Raw genomic sequence first — 18580 nt, forward strand, 5'->3', positions numbered from 1 at the left:
CACCGGCATCGGGTCGGCATCGGGTCGGGATCAGGCCGGGTCGATGTTCTGATTCAGCCTGAAGACGTTGTCAGGATCGTATTGGCGCTTCACGGCAACCAGCCGCGGATGGTTGACGCCATACGCGGCGCGGGTGCGTTGGGCGCCTTCCGCGCCGAGGTTGTTGGCGTACACCCCGCCCGTCGAGTACGGTTGGACCGCTTCCCACAGGTCGCGCGCCCATTCCCGGTGTTTGTCGTCGTCGGCCGGGTCATCCCAGATGGCCAGCGGGAAGCAGTCGAAGTCCGCCGACCGGTTTCCGTATGCGGTGGCCTCGTCAGGTAAGCGGGCGATGGCGCCGCCGACCTGCTGGAACACCACCAGGCAGCCCGGCGAGGGCGCGCGGGCATAGGCAGCGAGGAGGGCATCGACCGCCCCCGCGCGAATCTGGCGGAGGAACTGTGCCTTCCAGTAATACCGCCGGCCGCGCGGGAACAGCGCATCGCTGGCCGACTGCATTTGTAGATACGGAATGAAGTCGAGTTGGGCGTCGACCGGGTTGCCGAACTCGACCAGCGGGCGCAGCGCTGCCTGCCTTGCCTCTTCGGTGCCATCCGGCCCGACATGGCACGCGGAGATGCTGAGACATCGCTCGCCCGATGGCTGGGTGACGAGCGCGGCGTCGGCCGCAACGTCATCGGGGGCGGCGCGGGCGAAAGCATCGTAGTGCAGCATCGCCTCCCGAGCCTGATCCCACGGGTAGACCACGGCGCATACCGGCAGTCTGGCGGGAATCGGATGCAGACGGAAATGGAACGCCGTGACGATGCCGAAATTGCCACCGCCGCCGCGTATCGCCCAGAACAGGTCCGGGTGCTCGGTCGTGCTGGCGTGCAGCCGTTCCCCGTCGGCGGTGACGATTTCCACGGCCTCCAGGTTGTCGCAACTCAGCCCGTACTTGCGGCCCAGCTTGCCGAACCCGCCCCCCAGCGTCAGCCCGGCGATACCCGTATCGCTATTGACCCCCATCGTCGTGGCCAGGCCATGCCGCAGCGTTGCCTGGTCGAACTCACCGAGATTGAGCCCTGCCTCCGCGCGGGCGCGGCGCCGCGTGACATCCACGTCGATGCGCTTCATACGCGACAGATCAATGACGATGCCGTTGTCACACGTGGAAAGTCCGGCGAGATTGTGCCCCCCGCTGCGGACCGCGATGGTCAGGCCGGTGGCCCGGGCGAACCGTATGGCCCCCGCCACGTCGGTGGCGTCGGTGCAGTAGACGACCAACGCCGGGTGTTTGTCGATCGCGCCATTCCAGACTTTGCGCGCCACGTCGTAGTCAGGATCCCCGCGCTGGACGAGTTGGCCACGCAACGTCTGCCGGAACGCCTCGAACCCTGGATTGCCGCCGTCCCCGGATGCCTCTTGCCGATCTGATCGCATCACGCCCCCCCCCAAGTTGGTCACGCCCCCCGAGACCATGGTGGTGCGCGCGGCTGCCGGGTGCAAAGGCAAAGATCTCAGCTTGTAGATGAGAAAAGCTCACCTAGACTGGACCCATGCAAAAACTGCCGCCCCTGCGCGCATTGCAGGCATTCGAGGCGGTTGCGCGTCACCGCAGCTTCAAGGCCGCAGCGGCGGAGCTGAACGTGACGCCGACCGCCATCAGCCATCAGATCCGGATGCTCGAGCAGATCTGCGGCAAGGCGTTGCTCCAGCGACGCCCGCGTCCGCTCCGGCTGACCGTGGCGGGGGAGGGGCTCTATCCGGCGCTGCGCAGCGGTTTCGCGCTGTTTGCCGAGGCCGTGGCGACCGTTGGGCAGCCCGGTGCGGCACGCCCGCTGCGCGTGACCAGTCCGAACGCTTTCGCGAGCCGCTGGCTGGTTCCGCGCCTTCCGGCCTGGCAGGGGCTGCATCCCGAGTGGCCGCTGGAGATCATCGGCACGGACCGCGTCCTGGACCTGGCTGCGGGCGAGGCTGACGTCGCCATTCGCTACGCGCGTTGCGCGCCCAAGGGGCTGGTCAGCACGGAGTTCGCGCGCGATACCTTCTTCGCCGTGGCCAGCCCGGTGCTGCTGGCGAGGGCGGGGCGGGAAGGGCAGGCGACATTCGATATCGGCGATCTCACGCATATCCCCCTGATCCACTACGAGTGGAGCAGCGGCGACCCGCACGCCCCGACCTGGACGCAGTGGTTCGCGGCTGCGGGTCTCGCCGCAGGCGACTCGTCGGCTCGGCGTGCCCGCCATGACCTGAATTTTCGCGAGGAACTACACGCCATCGACGCGGTAGTGGCCGGCCAGGGCGTGGCGCTATGCAGCAACGTGGTGGTGGACGGCCTGCTGCGCAGTGGGGCGTTGCGCAAGGCGCACGCGCTGGGGTTGCCCGGCTTCGGCTTCTACGTGGCCCATGCCGCCGGCCATCCGGATCTGGCAGCGGTGGAGGGCTTTTCAGGCTGGCTGCTGTCGACGGCCGGGACGCCGGTGGGTGAACATCCGGCCTAGTTGGGTGGCATCCCGGGCGGCATCTCGGGCGGCATCAGGTCCGGGTTCCAGGCGACCTCCCACATATAGCCGTCGGGGTCCTGAAAGTAGCCGGCATAGCCACCCCAGAAGGTATCCACCGGGGGTTTGAGGATGATGGCTCCGGCACGGCGTGCCTGATCGATGACAGCGTCGACTTCGGCACGGGAGCGGACGTTGTGACCCAGCGAAATCGACGGGATGCCCAAGGGCGTATCGGTTGCGGCATCCTTGGCCAGGAATTCGCGCGGATAGAGCGCCAGCCGCAGTCCTGACTCCAGATCGAAGAAGACCACGGCGCCATGCTCGAACTCGGTGCCGACGACGCCCCGGGTCGGCCAGCCCAGACCGTCGCGATAGAACGCCAGCGACCGTTCGAGACTGCCGACACCCAGCGTGAGAAGCGTGAGGCGAGGATGCATGGTCGGATGGTTGGCTGGTCGGATGGTTGGATGGTTGGTGGTTCAGGGCGCGGGGGATGCGGTGAGATCCAGGGAGACCACGCGCAAGGTGGCGTCGTCGGGGCACATCGTGTCCGTGAAACCCAGCCGATGCGCCAGGCCGCGCATCGCGGTATTGGATGCCAGCACGTAGCCAATCATCGTGTGGTAGCCGGCAGCCCGCGCCGTCGCGATCAGGATCTCCATGAGATGGCGCGCCAGGCCAAGACCATGCCAGCCGTCGACGATTGTCACCGCGAATTCGCAGAATCCGGAGTGCGGGTCGATCGTGAAGCGGGCGCCGCCAATCAGATCACCCTTGTCCTCCGTCCCCGCCATGGCGACCAGCGCGCATTCGCGGACCGGCGTCGGGTGAACGGCCGTTTCCAGCAACGCGTCCGGCAGATCGTGCATGGACGCCATGAACCGCGTATACCGCGAATCATCGGAAAGACGATGGAAGGCCGTCAGGATGCCGCCTTTGTCCTGCGGGCGGATCGTTCGTATCAGCACCTGATTGCCGTTTCGCAGGGTCACACAGGTTGGCAGCGTCGGGGCCGTGGCTTGCATAGGGTGATGGCTCGGTTCCATTTGGGCTGATTCATGGTAGGCAAGCGGCGTCGGGAATCCAAATCCGGCGGGCCGGCTACAAACATCGACTGGCGTGGAATAAAGTGGTTCTGGGGGTGGTTTACATCATGCGGGGAGCCGTGCTGTCGATGACGTCCCGCCGAGGTCTCGCAGGCAAACCGATGTGCCGCGGGATGCGCAACCGCGTGTCGTGACGTCGGGACACTGAAGTCGGGGTGAGGATCATGGGCAAGAGATTGGCGGCCGTGGCAGCGGCAATCGCCGGACTCGGCCTGGGCGGTGGCGTTGGTGGCGCATGGGCGCAGGACATGTCGACGATGTGCCAGCAGGTGGTTGGGCAGGCCGAGATCGGCGGCGTGATGCAGACCATTGCGGGGGTGGCTTGCCTGCAGCCCGATGGCACGTGGCAGATGGTGGATAGCGGCGATGTGGGCTATGGCGGCGGGGACTATTACTACGACCCGTGGTACTGGACGCCGTATGTGGGGTTTGCCGGCGTGATTTTCATCGACCACCATCATCGTCCGCACGTCATGCACCATGTGTTCTTTCCCAGTCGCGGCGTGATCGTGCGGGGCGGTCACTTCGTGCACGGTGGAGCGCCTGGCGGGTTCCATGGTGGCGCGCCGGGCGGCGGCTTCCATGGCGGGGGTGCCATGCATCACTGAGCCGCGCCAGCGGGGTTACCCGGCTTCTCCAGCCGCATCGCTCATGGCAGACTGTGGAAGTTGCTGCAGTTCTTGACGTTGCCTTACACGAAACAATGAGCGAGTCCCTCTGCTTTCTGTCGGCCACCGAGTTGGCCGACGCCATCCGGCACAAACGTGTCTCCCCGGTAGACATCACCTCGGCAGTCCTGGCGCGCGCGGAGCGCCTTCAACCTGAACTGAACTGCTTTATCACGCTCGACGCCGAGCGGGCGATGGAATCGGCCCGCCAGGCAGAACGAATGGTCATGGCTGGCGAGCCACTCGGCTTGCTCCACGGCGTGCCGTTCACGGTCAAGGACATCGTCAACACGCAAGGCGTGCGCACGACCTTCGGCGCGGCGCCGTTGCGGGACAACGTGCCGCAGCAGGACGCCGTCGCGGTGGCCCGCCTGCGCGAACAGGGCGCCATCCTGATCGGCAAGACCACCACGCCGGAGTTTGGCTCCAAGTGCCTGACCGATTCGCCGCTGTTCGGGCGCACACGTAACGCGTGGAGCGCGCAACGGACCAGTGGCGGCTCCAGCGGCGGTGCGGCCGTGGCGGTGGCCAGCGGCATCGCGCCACTGGCTGTCGCCACCGACGGCGGTGGGTCCACGCGGATTCCGGCTGCCTGTAACGGTGTGGTCGGCATCAAGCAAAGCAACGGTGTGATTCCACATAGCCAGGCGCAGGACCTGTACGGCAACCAGACCTATGTCACCCCTACCACGCGCACCGTGGCCGATACCGGCCTGATGATGGCGGCGATGGCGGGCGAGCACGCCTGCGATCCGTGGTCGATCGGCATGCCGAAGGCCGACTATGTCGATGCCGCGCGCGCCCAGGGCGATCTGCGTGGCAAGCGCATCCTCTATTGCCTGGCGCCGCCGGGCCGCCCAGTGGCCGCGGATGTGGCACGCGCGTTCGAGCAGGGGCTGGCAGCGCTAGCCGGGCTCGGCGCGGAGCTAGAGCCGTTCGATGGCGACGGCTTCAACGATATCGAGCCGCTTTGGCGCGCGATCAACCACACCGTCTGGCGCACGCGCTTTGTCGAAATCGTCGAGCGTCATCGCGACGAACTAAGCGCAACGTTCGTACGTCAGGTGGAGTCGGCCGCGCAAGTCAGTGGCGTGGCGTACCAGCAGGCGATGTTCGACCGTTCGCGGCTGTTCCAGCGCGTGCAGGCGTTGCTCGAGCGCGCCGACCTGCTGGCGATGCCGACCATCATGCGCACCGCGCTGCCGATCGACCAGGATCTGTTTGGCACGATCGAGATCGACGGACACGTACACGACAACGTGCGCGCGAACTGGTTTCCGTGGACGATGCCGTTCAACATGACCGGCCATCCCGCGATCAGCCTGCCGTGCGGCTTTGGCAGCGACGATCTGCCGATCGGGCTGCAACTGGTTGGACGGTTCCGCCGCGACGCGGAACTTCTGCGTTCCGCCGCGTTGTTCGAATCGGCCCACGGCTTCCTGGACCGGTGGCCGTCGCTGTGACACCACGTGATGCCGCGTGATGCCGATACCGATCTCAATATCGAGATCGACGCCGACATCACCACCCTTTGCTTGCGCCTTCCCAGGCTTCCCGCTTTCACCACAGGACATTCCTCATGACCGTCAAGTTTCATCCCGGCCGCCTGACTTGGCTGCTTGGCACCGCGTTCAGCGGGCTCATGATCGTTGCCGCGCCGGCATCCGCTGCGGACGATGTGCCGATGCACATCATCGTTGGCTACGCGCCGGGCGGTGCCGCCGACAGTCTGGCCCGGATCTACGCCGAGCAACTGCGTCAGGACGGGCAAGGCACAGTGATCGTGGAGAACCGTCCGGGCGCATCTGCCCGGCTGGCGCTCGACTACGTCAAGCGGTCGAAGCCCGATGGCAAGACGATCTTCATCGGCCCGTCGCCACTGTTCACGATCTTCCCGCTCACGTACAAGAAGCTCAGCTACGACGCCGACAAGGACCTCGTGCCCGTGGCAGTGCTAACCGACGTGCCGACTGCCGTGGCCGCCGGCGTGCAGCAGCCGTACAAGAACATGAAGGAATTCCTGGACTGGGCGAAGCAGCATCCGTCCAAGGCCAGTCTCGGCCTGGCTACGATCGGCAGCGCGGGCCACCTTGGCACGGTGGCGCTGGGCAAGGCATCGGGCGTGGCCATCACGCCCACGCCATACCGTGGCGCATCGCCAATGCTGGTGGACGTGATCAGCGGCAACGTGTCGATCGGCTGGGATGCGGTAGCCAGCATGATGTCGCTGTACAAGGGCGGCAAGATCCAGCTTCTTGGCGTGAGCGGCACGCGACGTGCCAAGGCGTTGCCGGAAGTGCCGACGATGAAGGAGCAGGGCATCAACCAGTACGAATTCGCGACCAGCTGGTACGGCGCCTTCGTGCCCGCCGGCACGCCCGCCGCAGAGCAGGCGAAGCTCGAAAAGGCGTTCCTCCACGCATCGACCAATGCGTCGAGCGCGGCCAAACTGGAGACGCTGGGACTTGAGGTGAACGCCCAATCCGGCGAAGCGGCGCGCAAGCGCATCCAGACAGAACGCGCGGCATGGAAGCCGATCGTCGAGTCGACCGGGTTCGTGGCCGAGGATTGATGCCGGCCACTGCCAGGGGGCGATGAACGCTGGGGCGATTCATCGCCCGCTCGTGTCCCGCGCATGACGGCCACGAACAGATCCGCGCAACCATGCGCTGGCATCTGGACGTGGCCGTCTGTCATTTCAGCCCAATGGCAACTATCGCGACGCGAGCATCAGGTTCAGGTTCTGAATCGCAGCGCCGGATGCGCCCTTGCCGAGGTTGTCGAAAACGGCGGACAGGAGAACGTGCCCGTGCTCCGTGCCAGGAAATACGCTCAGGCGCATGTCGTTCGTGCCATTCAGCAATTGCGGGTCCAGGTGCTTCAAGGCGGACGATTCTGACAGTGGCAAGACCTGCACGTGGTCTGCCCCGGCATAGTGCCGCGCGAGGCAGGCGTGTAGCGTGGCGCCATCCACGCCGGGTGCCAGCAGCCGCAACGCCAGCGGCACAGTCAGCACGATGCCCTGGCGGAACGCGCCGTATGCGGGGACGAAAATAGGAGGCAGCGCGAGCCCGGCGTGCTGCTGGATCTCCGGCGTGTGCTTGTGCGCGAGTTCCAGGCCATATACCTGGTAGGAAGGCGCGCTGGCGGCTCCCGGTCCCTCGTATTCCTCCACGCCGGCGCGTCCCCGTCCGGAGTAGCCGGATACCGCATGAATGCTGATGGGGTAATCGCCCGGGATGAGCCCAGCCTGCACCAACGGACGCAGCAGGCCAATCGCACCGGTCGGATAGCAGCCGGGATTGGTGACCCGGCGCGCGTTCGCAATGTTCTCAGCCTGACCCGGCGCCATCTCAGGAAACCCGTAAGTCCAGTCCGGCTGTGTACGGTGCGCGGAGCTTGCGTCGATGACGCGAACGGCAGGATTGACAATCGTGGCCACAGCCTCGCGCGCGGCGGCATCCGGCAAGCAGAGGATGGCAATGTCGCAGGCGTTGATGGCTTCCGCGCGACGCTGCAGATCCTTGCGCTCCGTGGCAGCAAGCGTGATCAGTCTGATATCGGTCCGGTTACGCAGCCGTTCGTGGATGAGCAACCCGGTGGTGCCTTGGTCGCCGTCGATGAAAACAATGGGAGAGCTCATGGGTGAAATACTCCGCTGACTTTGGGTTGGAGGCAGTAGAACGAAGAGCGAGCCCCTATATTCCGTGTATAGCTACAATAGAGAAAGTTGAATTTCATAACACAGACATTCAGTTTTTCTGAATCAGGACGCCGACATGCGAGAGATCAGCCTGGACCGCTTGCGCACTCTGGTTGCCATTGCAGAGCGCGGCTCGTTTGCCGATGCGGCGCGAGCGTTGCATCTGGCGCCGCCAACGGTCAGCCTCCATATCGCCGAACTCGAAGCCCGCATTGGCGCTCCACTCCTGTCGCGCAAGCGCGGACAAGTCAGGCCGTCGGCAATAGGGGAGGTGCTGGTGGAGCGCGCGCGTCGGCTGTTGGCCGATGCGGAGCGGGCGCTGGACGATATTCAACGCCAGGTGCAGGGGCTGGAAGGGCGGGTGCGGCTCGGTGCGTCGACGGGGGCGATCGCGCACCTGTTGCCGCAAGCGCTCGAAGGGCTGCGCCAGCACCATCCCGCGATCGACATACAGGTGGCGGTGCTGACTTCACATGAAACGTTGTCCCGACTGGCGGATGGGACGCTGGACGTTGGGCTGGTTGCACTGCCGCAGCCGCCGGTAGCCGGGCTCGTGATCAAGCCTTGGCGCCGCGACCCCGTGATGGCTTTCTTGCCGGCGCATTGGGAGTGCCCAGCACGCGTCACGCCTGAATGGCTCGCCGCCCAACCTCTCATTCTCAATGACGCGACCACGCGACTTTCACGTCTGACTACGGAGTGGTTCGCGACTGCGGGGTATCATCCCGCGCCCCGCATTCAGCTCAACTACAACGACGCGATCAAGAGTCTGGTGGCGGCCGGCTACGGCGCCTCGCTACTACCCCTTGAGGAGACGGCGCCATCGCCCGACAAGCGCATCGTCATGCGTCCGCTGCGCCCGGCGTTGTGGCGTCGGCTCGGTATTGCGCATCGTGCGGGGTACGTGGAGCGTTCCACGCAGCATGTGCTTGATATGTTGCGGGATCTGCGGCTGGCGTAGGCGTTGCCCAAAAAGAAAAAGCCGGCCGGGGGCATTGCGTGCCCTCGGCCGGCCAGTCATCCACCCATCAGCACTTCAACGATGTCGATTGCGCTTCGGCATGTTTGTGCAATGCAGGAGGCTTGGCATTGCCACCGTTGGCCTCGAGGAACTTGCAGGCGTTGATGATATCGGTGGCAAGCAGTTGCGCCACATTGTGGTTCACATGCGGACGTACCACCACGCGCAGGCTCGTGACCGATTCGGCGTTGGGCGGCATCGTGTACGCGGACAGCACCCAGCCTTTCTCGCGGACCTTGTTGGAGACATCGAACTCGTTGAAGTTCTTGTACTTCTTGTTCAGCGTCACTGCCACCACCGGAATGCGCTGCGTGGTGTTCATGATCTCGAAGTACCCGCTATCGACGAGCTGCTGGCGCAGGAAGATCGCGTTGTCCAGTGTGTGCTGCATCACGCGTTTGTAGCCGTCGAACCCAAGCCGCAGGAACTGGTAGTACTGCACGGCCACCTGGAATGCGTTGCGGCTGAAGTTGAGGGTGGCCGTGGGCATTTCGCCGCCCAGGTAGTTCACGTAGAACACCAGTTCCTCGTTGAAGATCTTGCGTTCGCGGAACACCACCCAGCCGAGGCCCGGAGGCGTCAGCCCGTACTTGTGGCCCGAGGCGTTGATCGACTGCACGCGCGGCAGGCGGAAGTCCCACTTGTAGTCGGGGTAGAGGAACGGGTTGACGAAGCCGCCGGAGGCGCCGTCGATATGCATGGGGACCGAGATGCCCGTGCGCTTCTCGTAGTCATCGAGCCAGTCATGAATGCCCTGGATGTCGTCATCCTCGCCCGTGAAGGTCTGCCCGGCGATGGCTACGACGCAGATCGTGTTCTCGTCGACGTACTTGTCCAGGTCTTCGGCGGTCAGGCAGTAGTTGCCCGGCTTCAGCGGCACGATGCGCGGCTCGACATCGAAGTAGCGCAGGAACTTCTTCCACACGATCTGCACGTTGCCGCCCGTCACCATGTTCGGGCGGGTGGCATCCTTGCCTTCGGCCTGGCGGCGCTGGCGCCAGTTCCACTTGTGTGCCAGGCCCCCGAGCATGCAGGCTTCGGATGAGCCTACCGTACACGTGCCGTACGGCTCCACGCCCTTCGGACCGTTCCACAACTCATGCAGCCAGCGCACCATGCGGCCTTCCATGGCGAAGAGCCGCGGATACATGTCGTGGTCGATATAGTTCTTGAAGATATTGCGCGCGGCAACTTCCCGGGCTTCCGGTTCCGCGAACGTGGTGACGAACGACGACATGTTGAGCATGGGGTTGGTGTCGGTCCATTCGTCACTGATCACGATCGCGGCCGCTGCATTCGCCGAGATGCCTTCACGCGGGAAGACGTTTTCAGGCACCTCGTAGTTGAACTGGTCGTACGGTGTGACCTTGTGCTCTTGCATGTCGCTCATGGATACCCCTCGTAACGTTGACATGGCGAGAACCGGCGACCCGATACCCGGTCACGGCGCGAAGGCACCGAACAGGAAGACGAACGGGTGCGGAAAGCGCGGGAGGGAAGGGCAGGCGCCGGCTGCGGCGCCGCGTTCCGTGGACGTACCCCGGGCACGCGGCTCGACACGAGTATAGAAGCGAAGCCCCTCAGAAATCATTGTGCTTTAGGCCAATACGGACGCACAAAATCACTCTCGCGTGATGAGGCCCGCGGTGATGGGAAAGCTATACTCGACTCCGCTGTCAGTCAGGTACCCGGTGTGCGTAATTCGACTGCCTGACATGCCCGAATCTGCCGTAGTACCGAGGTGTGTTTTCGAGGAGAAACTGGGATGACAAAGAGCGAACCGCGAGAGAGCGATTCGGCTTCCCGATTGATCGACGGGAGGATCCAGGAGCTGGGTGACTGGCGCGGCGCGATGTTGGCGCGGCTACGCGCGGTGGTGAAGGCCGCCGATCCCGAAGTGATCGAGGAATGGAAATGGCGGGGCGTGCCGGTGTGGTCGCACGCCGGCATTCTCTGCACGGGCGAGACCTACAAGAGCGTCGTGAAAATGACCTTTGCCAAGGGGGCGTCGCTGGAAGACCCGGCGGGGCTTTTCAATGCCAGTCTCGAAGGCAACACGCGGCGTGCGATCGACTTTCATGAAGGCGAGGAGATCGACGAGCCTTCGCTGAAAGCGCTTATCCAGGCTGCCGTTGCGCTCAACCAGTCGAAATCCCGCAAGTAGTCACTGCGTTATGGCAGCAGGTGTCGCCCGAAGAACGCGACGATCTTGCGATGGACTTCAGCAACCTCGGCGCGATCGAAGCCGGGGGGATCGTTGAGCAGTTCGCCCAGGAGTCCGGTCAGACCCGGCGGGTGCGGCGACAGCAATGCGCCGTGTCCGCCCGTGGGCATGTCGGCGACATGCTCGCAGGTCTGGCAGACCGCCAGTACCCGGTCCGCGTGGAAGCGCGGAATCAGCCAGCGGTCCTGTTCGGCCGTGACCAGGCCAAGGGGTACGGCTGGCCGGACCAGTGAATCCATGTCGAAGTCCGCGGCGGCGGGCACGCCGGCCACCACTGCCGCGATGCGTGGATCGAAGGTGGCGCGTGGGGTGTCGTCGTCAAAACGGTGGTGAATCACGCGCAGGGCCACCCATTCCTTCACGCCGTCCAGTGGGCCGCCCGTCAGTCTTGTGGTCAACCCGACGCAGGTCTGGAAATCCTCTGCGATATGGGCATCGCAATGCTGCATGAACCGTGCCGGTGACCAGCGTCCTCCCGCCAGGCTTAGCGCGGTATGGCCGCCTGCGGATATCCCGAACATGCCGACCTTGTCCAGCCGAAGCATCGACGCGAATCGCGCGTCTCGGCCCATCGCGTCGATGGCGCGCGATACTTCTGCGGGCCGGATGGTCCAGCTGTCGGGGCCGGGGTCGCTGCTATCCAGATAGTTGTCCGCCTTGTGCAGCGGCATGGCAACGATGTATCCCGCGTCGACCAGGTTTCGCGCGAGGTCGGCATGGACCCACGGCGCGCCACCCGAACCGTGCGAGATCACAATCAGCCTGCCGTTGCCCGCCACCGGGTGGCCTTCCACCGCGACATCGAGCAGGAATCGCCCACGCTTTACCGGGTGGCTCGCATCGTTCGATGGGTAATAGACGGTCACCGGGCCGTCATCCCCGCTGGCCGGCAATTCGGTCAGCCCCATCGAGGCACGGGCAATCCCGCACAGCAATGCCAGCAGCAGGCCGGCCCAGCGAAACCTATGCATGCGAATCCTCGTCGTTGGCGGGAGGCGCGATCCCGGTGCCGGAAGCATAGCCGCTGGCGTGGCTGGCGTCTTGCCGAAACTGAGGCCACAGGGCCCCTCGCCTCGGCAATCGCCAGCGGCCTGTCAGTCTTGTCCGGCCAGTACGTGCTTCTGGCTAGCCAGCTTGGCGCCCATGGCTGCGCCGAGCGCCTGCAGTCCCGACATCGGGCGCACCATCACTTCGAATTCCTCGATCTTGCCCGCCTGGTCGAAGCGCAGCATGTCAATGCCCTTGAGCGCCTTGCCGTCGACCTCGGCGCTGAATTCGAGCACCACACCCAGCCCGTCCGCCGTGGCGAACGTGCGGTGATAGGTGAAGTTCTTGAATACCGTGTTGACGGTTTTCAGGACCAGCTTGATCGCAGCACGGCCCGGGTAAGGTGTATGCGCGACCGGCGAGCGAAACACAATGCTGTCGGACAGCAGGGGATCGAGTTCCTCCATGGCGTTGCGTGCCAGAAGGTCATGCCAGGTTGCCAGCGTCTTTGCGGCTGCCGGGGAAAGTCCTGCTGCGGTCATGTCGTGTCTCCTCATGGTGGCGCCGTCTCCGGTTGGATACGGTCGTGTACTATGCAACTGGTTGCATAGTACACGACGGCGCAGTGTGGTGCCATGTCCGGTTTAGATGCTTCCATCGGTTATCGAGGGACGGTCAAGTCGCCCGAAAGTCGATGCAGGCTCACGGCTGCCTTGCTGTGGCGGCCCGTCGATTCCGGCTACAGTGCACGTTTCCCCACGTGAAATCCCGCCATGGAATGGTTGACTGACCCCTCGATCTGGATCGGACTGGTCACGCTGGTCGTGCTCGAGATCGTCCTCGGCATCGACAACCTCATCTTCGTGGCGATTCTCGCGGACAAGTTGCCGCCGAGCCAGCGCGACAAGGCGCGGGTGGTTGGCCTGTCGCTGGCGATGTTCATGCGGCTCGGCTTGCTGTCGGTGATGTCGTGGCTCATCACGCTCACCCGGCCGCTGTTCTCCATTGGGCCGCTTTCGATGTCGGCCCGGGACCTGATCCTGGCGGTGGGCGGCTTCTTCCTGTTGCTCAAGGCCACGCTCGAACTTCATGAGCGGCTGGAGGGCATGCCACATATGGAGGGGGGCAAGACCGAGTACGCCGGCTTCTGGGTGGTAGTGACCCAGATCGTGATTCTCGACGCGGTGTTCTCGCTGGACGCGGTGATCACTGCGGTGGGGGTGGCCGACCATCTCGGCGTGATGATGGCCGCCGTCGTGATCGCGGTCGGCGTCATGCTGATTGCCTCCAAGCCGCTGACCCGATTCGTGAACGCGCACCCGACGGTGGTGGTGCTGTGTCTCAGCTTCCTGCTGATGATCGGCATGAGCCTGGTGGCGGAAGGGCTCGGCTTCCATATTCCGAAGGGCTACCTCTATTCGGCGATCGGATTCTCGGTGCTGATCGAGGCATTCAACCAGGTCGCGCAGCGCAACTTTCTACGTCATATGGCGCGGGTGCCGATGCGGCAGAGAACAGCCGATGCCGTATTGCGCCTGCTGGGCGACCGGCGCGCCAATGCGTCGGAGGCGCCAGAAGGCGGGGCCGTGAAGCGGGATGAACCGCTACCGTTCGCGCCGGAAGAGCGCAGCATGGTGAGTGGCGTGATGACACTGGCCGAACGATCCGTCCACTCCCTGATGACGCCGCGCGCCGATATCTCATATTTGAACGTGAACGCCGACGCCGGTACGCTGCGCAAGCAGATTCTTGATGACCCGCACAGCTTCTTGCCGGTATGCCGTGGCGAACTGGACAACGTGATTGGCGTCGTGCGCGGCAAGGATGCGCTCGGAGACCTGTTCGACAAGGGCGCCATCGACGAGGCTAAGAGCCTGCGTGAGCCAATCGTGGTCCACGAGTCGATCAATATCCTGCGTTTGATCGATACCCTGAAGGACTCGCATTCGCGCGGCCGCCTGGTGCTGGTGGCGGACGAGTATGGTGCGATCGTTGGTCTGGTGACACCGATCGACATCCTCGAAGCCATTGCGGGCGAGTTTCCCGACGAGGACGAGACCACCACGATCACAAAGATCGACGAAGGGCACTGGCTCATGGATGGCGCAGCGGATCTGCATGGTGTGGCGCAGGCGCTCGGCCTCGACCCCGCCTGGGTGAGTTCGGCGAAAGGCGCCGCTTCGCTTGGGGGCTTGCTGCTCGAGCACTTCGGCATGGTGCCGAAACCACGGATGACGCTCGATCTGGAGGGCTATCGCTTCACGGTCACGGCGGTGAGCGATCGCCGGATCGAGCGCGTCGACGTTCAGGCCCCGGGAAGGGCTACCGCCGATGCCGAGGGCACCCCGATTGACTCGGGTGCCTGAGCGCACCTGTCGGATACCGCCGCAGGCACGGTTGGCGCCCTGAGTTCAGCGTTGCCCCGCTGCTTTCGGTGGCGCGCAGCAGCGCGCGGCATCAATGACGCGATGCCTGCAGGCAGGCAGCCCCGGCGGGTTCTTGCAAAGCAGCGCGTTAGCCGGAAGCGCATAGATGAACTGTTTGTCGATCATGCAAAGCTCGGCCGCCGCGATATCGTTCAGCAGCATTGTGTCGATGGGCTCGATAACCGTGGAGTAGCCGCACGCCGCCATGGCACGCTTGACGCCTTCAGTATCGGTGCCGGGGCGGCTCCAGTACGTATATGCGGGTGGGCGGGGCGGGCGGCGCTTGAGCAGCGCGGGGTCGAAGTCGGGGTCGGTACCGAAGGTCTTGCCACGCGGCACATTGGCGCAGGCCGGCAGATCTGGATTGTCCGTGCAGACGATGCGCCTGTCTTGATAGACGAACCCATTGTCGATCATGCAGAGCTGCGCGCGCGCATGGTCGTCGCTAGTCATCGTGGTGCCGTCGACATAGCCTGCGTGAACGAATCCGCAGCCGAGCATGGCGCTGCGCACGCCTGCCTCGTTCACCCCCGGCTTGGACCAAAGGGTATACAGGGGTGGCGACGGTTGGAACGGCCGGGTTGTGCAGGCCATCAGGGATAGCAGGGCGGTTGCCAGTGCGGCAGATCGAAGTAGATGCATCTGACAGGAATTGGCGTTGTTCTTTTGGCGTCGTTGACGTGTCGGCGTATTCGGATCGTCATGGTATCAGCAGTGCTCGGCGGATCTCCAGGGAGCAGGGCGTCAGCAGGCGGGCGTGAAGCCGATCGGTTCAGGCATCGACAGCCAATATGCGGCGCGGCAGCGCCTTGCGTTGTGCGCGACTTGCACTACGCTTCAGGGGGCTCGCGCGAAGCGCAGCCATTCAGGCGATCCAATAACGTGACTTTCCAACACCGGCCACTCCCGCCCCGGAGAACAATATGCGAAGACTCCTTGCCGCCGTCGTGTTCATGCTTGCCATGGTCCAGCCGTTGCAAGCACAGGTGAAGCCATTTCCGCCAGGTTTCCGGCACCAGAATATCCAGACCGAGGGCGCGACGCTGTATGTGCGGGTGGGTGGCAGCGGGCCTGCGGTGGTCCTGCTGCACGGTTTTGGCGATACCGGGGACATGTGGGCGCCACTGGCCGCCGAACTGGCACGCACCCATACGGTGGTGGTGCCGGATCTGCGCGGAATGGGGCTGTCGTCGCATCCTGACGGCGGCTACGACAAGCGCACGCAGGCTGGGGACATCCGGTCGGTGCTGGCGCAACTGAACATCGACCAGGCAGACGTGGTCGGCCACGACATCGGCACGATGGTCGCCTTTGCCTATGCGGCGCGCTATCCGGACAAGACGAAAAGGCTGATCGTCATGGACGCGCCGGTGCCGGGAATCCCGCCGTGGGAACAGATTGTCCGGATGCCAGCGCTGTGGCATTTTTCCTTCGGCGGCCCGGATGCGGAGCGGCTGGTAAAGGGCCGGGAACGCATCTACCTGGACATGTTCTGGAACGAGTTCGCCGGAGATCCTTCGAAGATCGACGAAGCCACACGGGTTCACTATGCCCGGCTCTACGCCAAGCCGGGCGCGATGCATTCAGCGTTCGCGCAATTCCTCTCGATTCCGCAAGACGCCGAGGATAACCAGAAATCGCTGGCGACCAAGCTGACCATGCCGGTGCTGGCGATTGGCGGCGCGAAGTCTTTTGGCCAGAACGAAGCGATCGTCATGCGCAATGCCGCGACCAACGTGAAAGAACTGGTTATTCCGAATGCCGGGCATTGGCTGATGGAAGAACAACCACAGGCTACAGTCGGCGCGATCGTCGATTTCCTCGCGCAATAGCTTGGAGGGCCCCGGCTTCCTGACGGTCTGACGCCTGCATGCTATGTCTACCCTGCATTCAAAAAAAGTAGCGCGGGCTAGATTGAAATGGCGGTACGGGCGTGTCTTTTTCTGGGCTTCCCGTCGGGTGGTGGTGCCGGCCTGATGCAGCCGAATTGCAATAGAGGTGGGGCAGGTGAACGGCGGCGCGCTCCGCGTTCGAGTCAGGCGGCGGCAACGGCAGCTACCGACCGCGGATTCAACCGAGTAAATCGAACGACCCATCCCGGCCGTTCTCAGTCGACTGCTCCGCCGCCAGGCCCGGTGGTCTGCAACCTCGATACCTTCGAGTTCTGGTTCAACATCGTCACGCATTAACCGTCCGAACATCCAGGTCGTCGTCAGAAGCCCGCGACGACCTGGAAGTGCACGCGCTGGTGTCGTTGCAGGTCGGCGCGGTCATTGAAGCCGTAGCCGTAGGCCAGCCGTGCCGTCAGATACTTGCCGTAGTTCAGATCGAAGCCAAGGCCGGCGCTTGTCAAGCTGGTGAGGCCGCCGTCGGTGCCCGGCGGCGCGTATGCCTTCACCGCGCCATGATCGACGAACACGAACGCGCTGAGGCCCAGCGAGCGGCTGTCCGGCGCGGTGCTGCCATACAGCCGGCGGTGCAGTTCGGCCGTCAGCGTGTAACCGTTGTAGCCGCCCAGCGCGGCGCTGTCATAGCCGCGCACCGATCCGTCGCCGCCGATGAAGAACTGCTCGCTGCTGGGCAGCAACTGGTCGCGCGTCCATTGGAAACTGCCGCCCACCTGCAGCGAGAGTGCCGCCCCGAGGTCGTGCCAGTGGCGGGCATAGCCACGCACCAGCCGGAAATTCTGCCAGTCGGTGCTGGCATTGCGGCCTTCGCCGGTGGCAAAGCTCAGTTGCGCAAAGGTGAAGTTGCCGTCGGCGCCGGCGCGCATGTCGACGCCCACGGCGGTGGTGTTGGTCTGGTTGTGCGATAGCTCGATCGGATCAATGCGGCTGTCCGAATCCTGCCGCTTGTGCGAGACGGTCAGGTCGAGCTGCACCGCCTGCACGAACAGCAGCGGCTGGCGCAGGCCGAACAGGTTGGTGCGCGAGGTGCCCTCGATGCCCAGCGATGCGAACGGGCCATTCCTGATCTTGGTCTCGTCGTGGAAGTAGCCGTACGAAAGGCGCGTGCCCCAGGGCGATACCGGTACGCTGTAGTTCACGGAGCCGCCGCGATAGCCTTCGGCGGCTGCGCCACTCAGCGTGAGTTCGTCGCGCCATCCGAGCAGGCTGCGGTTGGTGTAGATGGCGCCGAAGCGCGTTTCACCGGTGTAGCGGCTGCCGCCGTTATCCGTGTAGGCGCGCACGCTCTGCCGCTCGGGCTCGGCGGCGACCAGCACGATGTCCGTGGCACCGGTGTCCTGACCTGGCTCCAGTTGGGCGCGCAACTGCATTTCATTGGTGCGATTGAAGCGCTGCAGGTCGGCCTCCAGCGTGGGCAGGTCCACCAACGCGCCGGGCGCCTGACCCGCGCGCCAGCGGATATAGCGGTCGGCGGTCGACGCATTGCCTTCAATGCGCACCGTGCCCACGCGGCCTTCTACCAGGCGGATGTGCACCACGCCCGTGGTGACCTCCTGCGGGGGGATCACCGCCATCGCCGTGGCGATGTTGCGCGCCTGATATTGCGCGTTGACGGCGGCCACCAGTTCGCGGAGTTCGGCCAGCGATACCTCACGACCCTCGTACGGGGCGGCCAGTTCGCGCAGCAGCGATTCGGGCAGGATGGCCGACGGCGTGAACACGATCTGCCTGACCTGGAAGCGGATACTGGCGTCCTGGGCCGACACATCTGGCACCGGCTTCTGGTCGATCAGCTTGTCTGGCGCCGGTACATCGGGCTCGGAGCGTCGGCGAATGCGCTGCTCGTTCTCGATGGCCTGCCGCTGGATCACGGCCGGGTCGGCAGCCGGTGGTATGGCCACGGGTGGCACCTGTGCATTGGCCTGTTGCGAGGGCAGCCCACCGAGCGCGGCGGCCAGCGTCACCGACGCCAGCCTGAAGGTCGGCGCGATGGGGCGCGACAGGGTCCTGTTGAACATGCTTGAAAGGTAAGGGATGCGGGACGTGGGCATG

At 64.6% G+C, this 18580-nt stretch carries 17 protein-coding genes; 8 read left to right on the plus strand and 9 right to left on the minus strand.

Annotation, left to right across the window (positions count from 1 at the left end):
• Positions 1–30: 30 nt before the first annotated feature.
• Positions 31–1422, minus strand: coding sequence for an FAD-binding oxidoreductase (locus tag B2246_RS19980; RefSeq protein ID WP_286880681.1), 1392 nt, complete (start codon positions 1420–1422; stop codon positions 31–33).
• A gap of 116 nt (positions 1423–1538) precedes the next feature.
• Between B2246_RS19980 and B2246_RS19985 the strand changes: the two genes are divergently transcribed.
• Positions 1539–2483 carry a LysR substrate-binding domain-containing protein gene (locus B2246_RS19985; RefSeq protein ID WP_286880606.1) on the plus strand — a complete coding sequence of 315 codons (945 nt, stop codon included), beginning with the start codon at positions 1539–1541 and terminating at the stop codon, positions 2481–2483.
• On the opposite strand, the gene B2246_RS19990 is transcribed toward B2246_RS19985, so the two are convergent.
• Complete coding sequence (locus B2246_RS19990; RefSeq protein ID WP_286880607.1) at positions 2480–2923, minus strand: VOC family protein; 444 nt, start codon at positions 2921–2923, stop codon at positions 2480–2482. The two genes, B2246_RS19985 and B2246_RS19990, sit on opposite strands and share 4 nt — an antisense overlap.
• Positions 2924–2965: 42 nt before the next feature.
• On the minus strand, positions 2966–3511 hold the full coding sequence (locus tag B2246_RS19995) for a GNAT family N-acetyltransferase (protein WP_286880608.1): 546 nt from the start codon (positions 3509–3511) through the stop codon (positions 2966–2968).
• A gap of 245 nt (positions 3512–3756) precedes the next feature.
• Here B2246_RS19995 and B2246_RS20000 point away from each other — a divergent pair, with 245 nt between their 5' ends.
• The 3 genes from B2246_RS20000 (at position 3757) to B2246_RS20010 (ending at position 6832) form a co-directional block, all read left to right on the plus strand.
• Positions 3757–4200 (plus strand): hypothetical protein, encoded by a 444-nt coding sequence (locus tag B2246_RS20000; RefSeq protein WP_035882391.1) that lies wholly within the window; start codon positions 3757–3759, stop codon positions 4198–4200.
• A 95-nt stretch (positions 4201–4295) separates the two neighbouring features.
• Entirely contained in the window at positions 4296–5723 is a 1428-nt protein-coding gene (locus tag B2246_RS20005) for an amidase (protein WP_286880609.1), read from the plus strand.
• Positions 5724–5839: 116 nt separating this feature from the next.
• Entirely contained in the window at positions 5840–6832 is a 993-nt protein-coding gene (locus B2246_RS20010) for a Bug family tripartite tricarboxylate transporter substrate binding protein (RefSeq protein WP_035882393.1), read from the plus strand.
• A 141-nt stretch (positions 6833–6973) separates the two neighbouring features.
• Here B2246_RS20010 and argC read toward each other — a convergent pair whose 3' ends face one another.
• Positions 6974–7903 (minus strand): N-acetyl-gamma-glutamyl-phosphate reductase, encoded by a 930-nt coding sequence (gene argC / locus B2246_RS20015; protein WP_035882394.1) that lies wholly within the window; start codon positions 7901–7903, stop codon positions 6974–6976.
• A gap of 136 nt (positions 7904–8039) precedes the next feature.
• On the opposite strand from argC, the gene B2246_RS20020 reads away from it, so the two are divergent.
• Complete coding sequence (locus tag B2246_RS20020) at positions 8040–8924, plus strand: LysR family transcriptional regulator (protein WP_008643922.1); 885 nt, start codon at positions 8040–8042, stop codon at positions 8922–8924.
• 67 nt (positions 8925–8991) lie between these two features.
• Here the strand turns inward: B2246_RS20020 and B2246_RS20025 are convergent, their stop codons facing one another.
• Positions 8992–10374 carry a glutamate decarboxylase gene (locus tag B2246_RS20025; protein ID WP_008643921.1) on the minus strand — a complete coding sequence of 461 codons (1383 nt, stop codon included), beginning with the start codon at positions 10372–10374 and terminating at the stop codon, positions 8992–8994.
• A gap of 375 nt (positions 10375–10749) precedes the next feature.
• Here B2246_RS20025 and B2246_RS20030 point away from each other — a divergent pair, with 375 nt between their 5' ends.
• The gene (locus B2246_RS20030; protein WP_008643919.1) at positions 10750–11148 is read left to right on the plus strand and encodes a DUF1801 domain-containing protein; all 399 of its coding nucleotides are present in this window, start codon (positions 10750–10752) and stop codon (positions 11146–11148) included.
• Between the two features lie 8 nt (positions 11149–11156).
• On the opposite strand, the gene B2246_RS20035 is transcribed toward B2246_RS20030, so the two are convergent.
• The gene (locus tag B2246_RS20035) at positions 11157–12179 is read right to left on the minus strand and encodes an alpha/beta hydrolase family protein (protein WP_008643918.1); all 1023 of its coding nucleotides are present in this window, start codon (positions 12177–12179) and stop codon (positions 11157–11159) included.
• 123 nt (positions 12180–12302) lie between these two features.
• Positions 12303–12737, minus strand: a complete 435-nt coding sequence (locus tag B2246_RS20040; RefSeq protein WP_008643917.1) for a nuclear transport factor 2 family protein — start codon at positions 12735–12737, stop codon at positions 12303–12305.
• A 231-nt stretch (positions 12738–12968) separates the two neighbouring features.
• On the opposite strand from B2246_RS20040, the gene B2246_RS20045 reads away from it, so the two are divergent.
• Positions 12969–14561, plus strand: a complete 1593-nt coding sequence (locus B2246_RS20045; RefSeq protein WP_008643916.1) for a TerC family protein — start codon at positions 12969–12971, stop codon at positions 14559–14561.
• A 45-nt stretch (positions 14562–14606) separates the two neighbouring features.
• Here the strand turns inward: B2246_RS20045 and B2246_RS20050 are convergent, their stop codons facing one another.
• On the minus strand, positions 14607–15149 hold the full coding sequence (locus tag B2246_RS20050) for a hypothetical protein (RefSeq protein WP_241227842.1): 543 nt from the start codon (positions 15147–15149) through the stop codon (positions 14607–14609).
• A gap of 395 nt (positions 15150–15544) precedes the next feature.
• Here B2246_RS20050 and B2246_RS20055 point away from each other — a divergent pair, with 395 nt between their 5' ends.
• Positions 15545–16453: an alpha/beta fold hydrolase gene (locus B2246_RS20055; protein ID WP_286880610.1), complete on the plus strand. Its 909-nt coding sequence runs from the start codon at positions 15545–15547 to the stop codon at positions 16451–16453.
• Positions 16454–16833: 380 nt separating this feature from the next.
• On the opposite strand, the gene B2246_RS20060 is transcribed toward B2246_RS20055, so the two are convergent.
• Positions 16834–18546: a ShlB/FhaC/HecB family hemolysin secretion/activation protein gene (locus tag B2246_RS20060; RefSeq protein ID WP_286880611.1), complete on the minus strand. Its 1713-nt coding sequence runs from the start codon at positions 18544–18546 to the stop codon at positions 16834–16836.
• Positions 18547–18580: the final 34 nt, after the last annotated feature.

The sequence above is a fragment of the Cupriavidus sp. UBA2010 genome, assembly GCF_002335265.1.
GTDB classification, from domain to species: Bacteria; Pseudomonadota; Gammaproteobacteria; order Burkholderiales; family Burkholderiaceae; genus Cupriavidus; species Cupriavidus metallidurans.

Excerpts from the sequence above, each read along its gene's own strand:
- B2246_RS19980 (WP_286880681.1), bottom strand. The coding sequence starts at position 1,422 with ATGCGATCAGATCGGCAAGAGGCATCCGGGGACGGCGGCAATCCAGGG.
- B2246_RS19985 (WP_286880606.1), top strand. The coding sequence starts at position 1,539 with ATGCAAAAACTGCCGCCCCTGCGCGCATTGCAGGCATTCGAGGCGGTT.
- B2246_RS19990 (WP_286880607.1), bottom strand. The coding sequence starts at position 2,923 with ATGCATCCTCGCCTCACGCTTCTCACGCTGGGTGTCGGCAGTCTCGAA.
- B2246_RS19995 (WP_286880608.1), bottom strand. The coding sequence starts at position 3,511 with ATGCAAGCCACGGCCCCGACGCTGCCAACCTGTGTGACCCTGCGAAAC.
- B2246_RS20000 (WP_035882391.1), top strand. The coding sequence starts at position 3,757 with ATGGGCAAGAGATTGGCGGCCGTGGCAGCGGCAATCGCCGGACTCGGC.
- B2246_RS20005 (WP_286880609.1), top strand. The coding sequence starts at position 4,296 with ATGAGCGAGTCCCTCTGCTTTCTGTCGGCCACCGAGTTGGCCGACGCC.
- B2246_RS20010 (WP_035882393.1), top strand. The coding sequence starts at position 5,840 with ATGACCGTCAAGTTTCATCCCGGCCGCCTGACTTGGCTGCTTGGCACC.
- argC (WP_035882394.1), bottom strand. The coding sequence starts at position 7,903 with ATGAGCTCTCCCATTGTTTTCATCGACGGCGACCAAGGCACCACCGGG.
- B2246_RS20020 (WP_008643922.1), top strand. The coding sequence starts at position 8,040 with ATGCGAGAGATCAGCCTGGACCGCTTGCGCACTCTGGTTGCCATTGCA.
- B2246_RS20025 (WP_008643921.1), bottom strand. The coding sequence starts at position 10,374 with ATGAGCGACATGCAAGAGCACAAGGTCACACCGTACGACCAGTTCAAC.
- B2246_RS20030 (WP_008643919.1), top strand. The coding sequence starts at position 10,750 with ATGACAAAGAGCGAACCGCGAGAGAGCGATTCGGCTTCCCGATTGATC.
- B2246_RS20035 (WP_008643918.1), bottom strand. The coding sequence starts at position 12,179 with ATGCATAGGTTTCGCTGGGCCGGCCTGCTGCTGGCATTGCTGTGCGGG.
- B2246_RS20040 (WP_008643917.1), bottom strand. The coding sequence starts at position 12,737 with ATGACCGCAGCAGGACTTTCCCCGGCAGCCGCAAAGACGCTGGCAACC.
- B2246_RS20045 (WP_008643916.1), top strand. The coding sequence starts at position 12,969 with ATGGAATGGTTGACTGACCCCTCGATCTGGATCGGACTGGTCACGCTG.
- B2246_RS20055 (WP_286880610.1), top strand. The coding sequence starts at position 15,545 with ATGCGAAGACTCCTTGCCGCCGTCGTGTTCATGCTTGCCATGGTCCAG.
- B2246_RS20060 (WP_286880611.1), bottom strand. The coding sequence starts at position 18,546 with ATGTTCAACAGGACCCTGTCGCGCCCCATCGCGCCGACCTTCAGGCTG.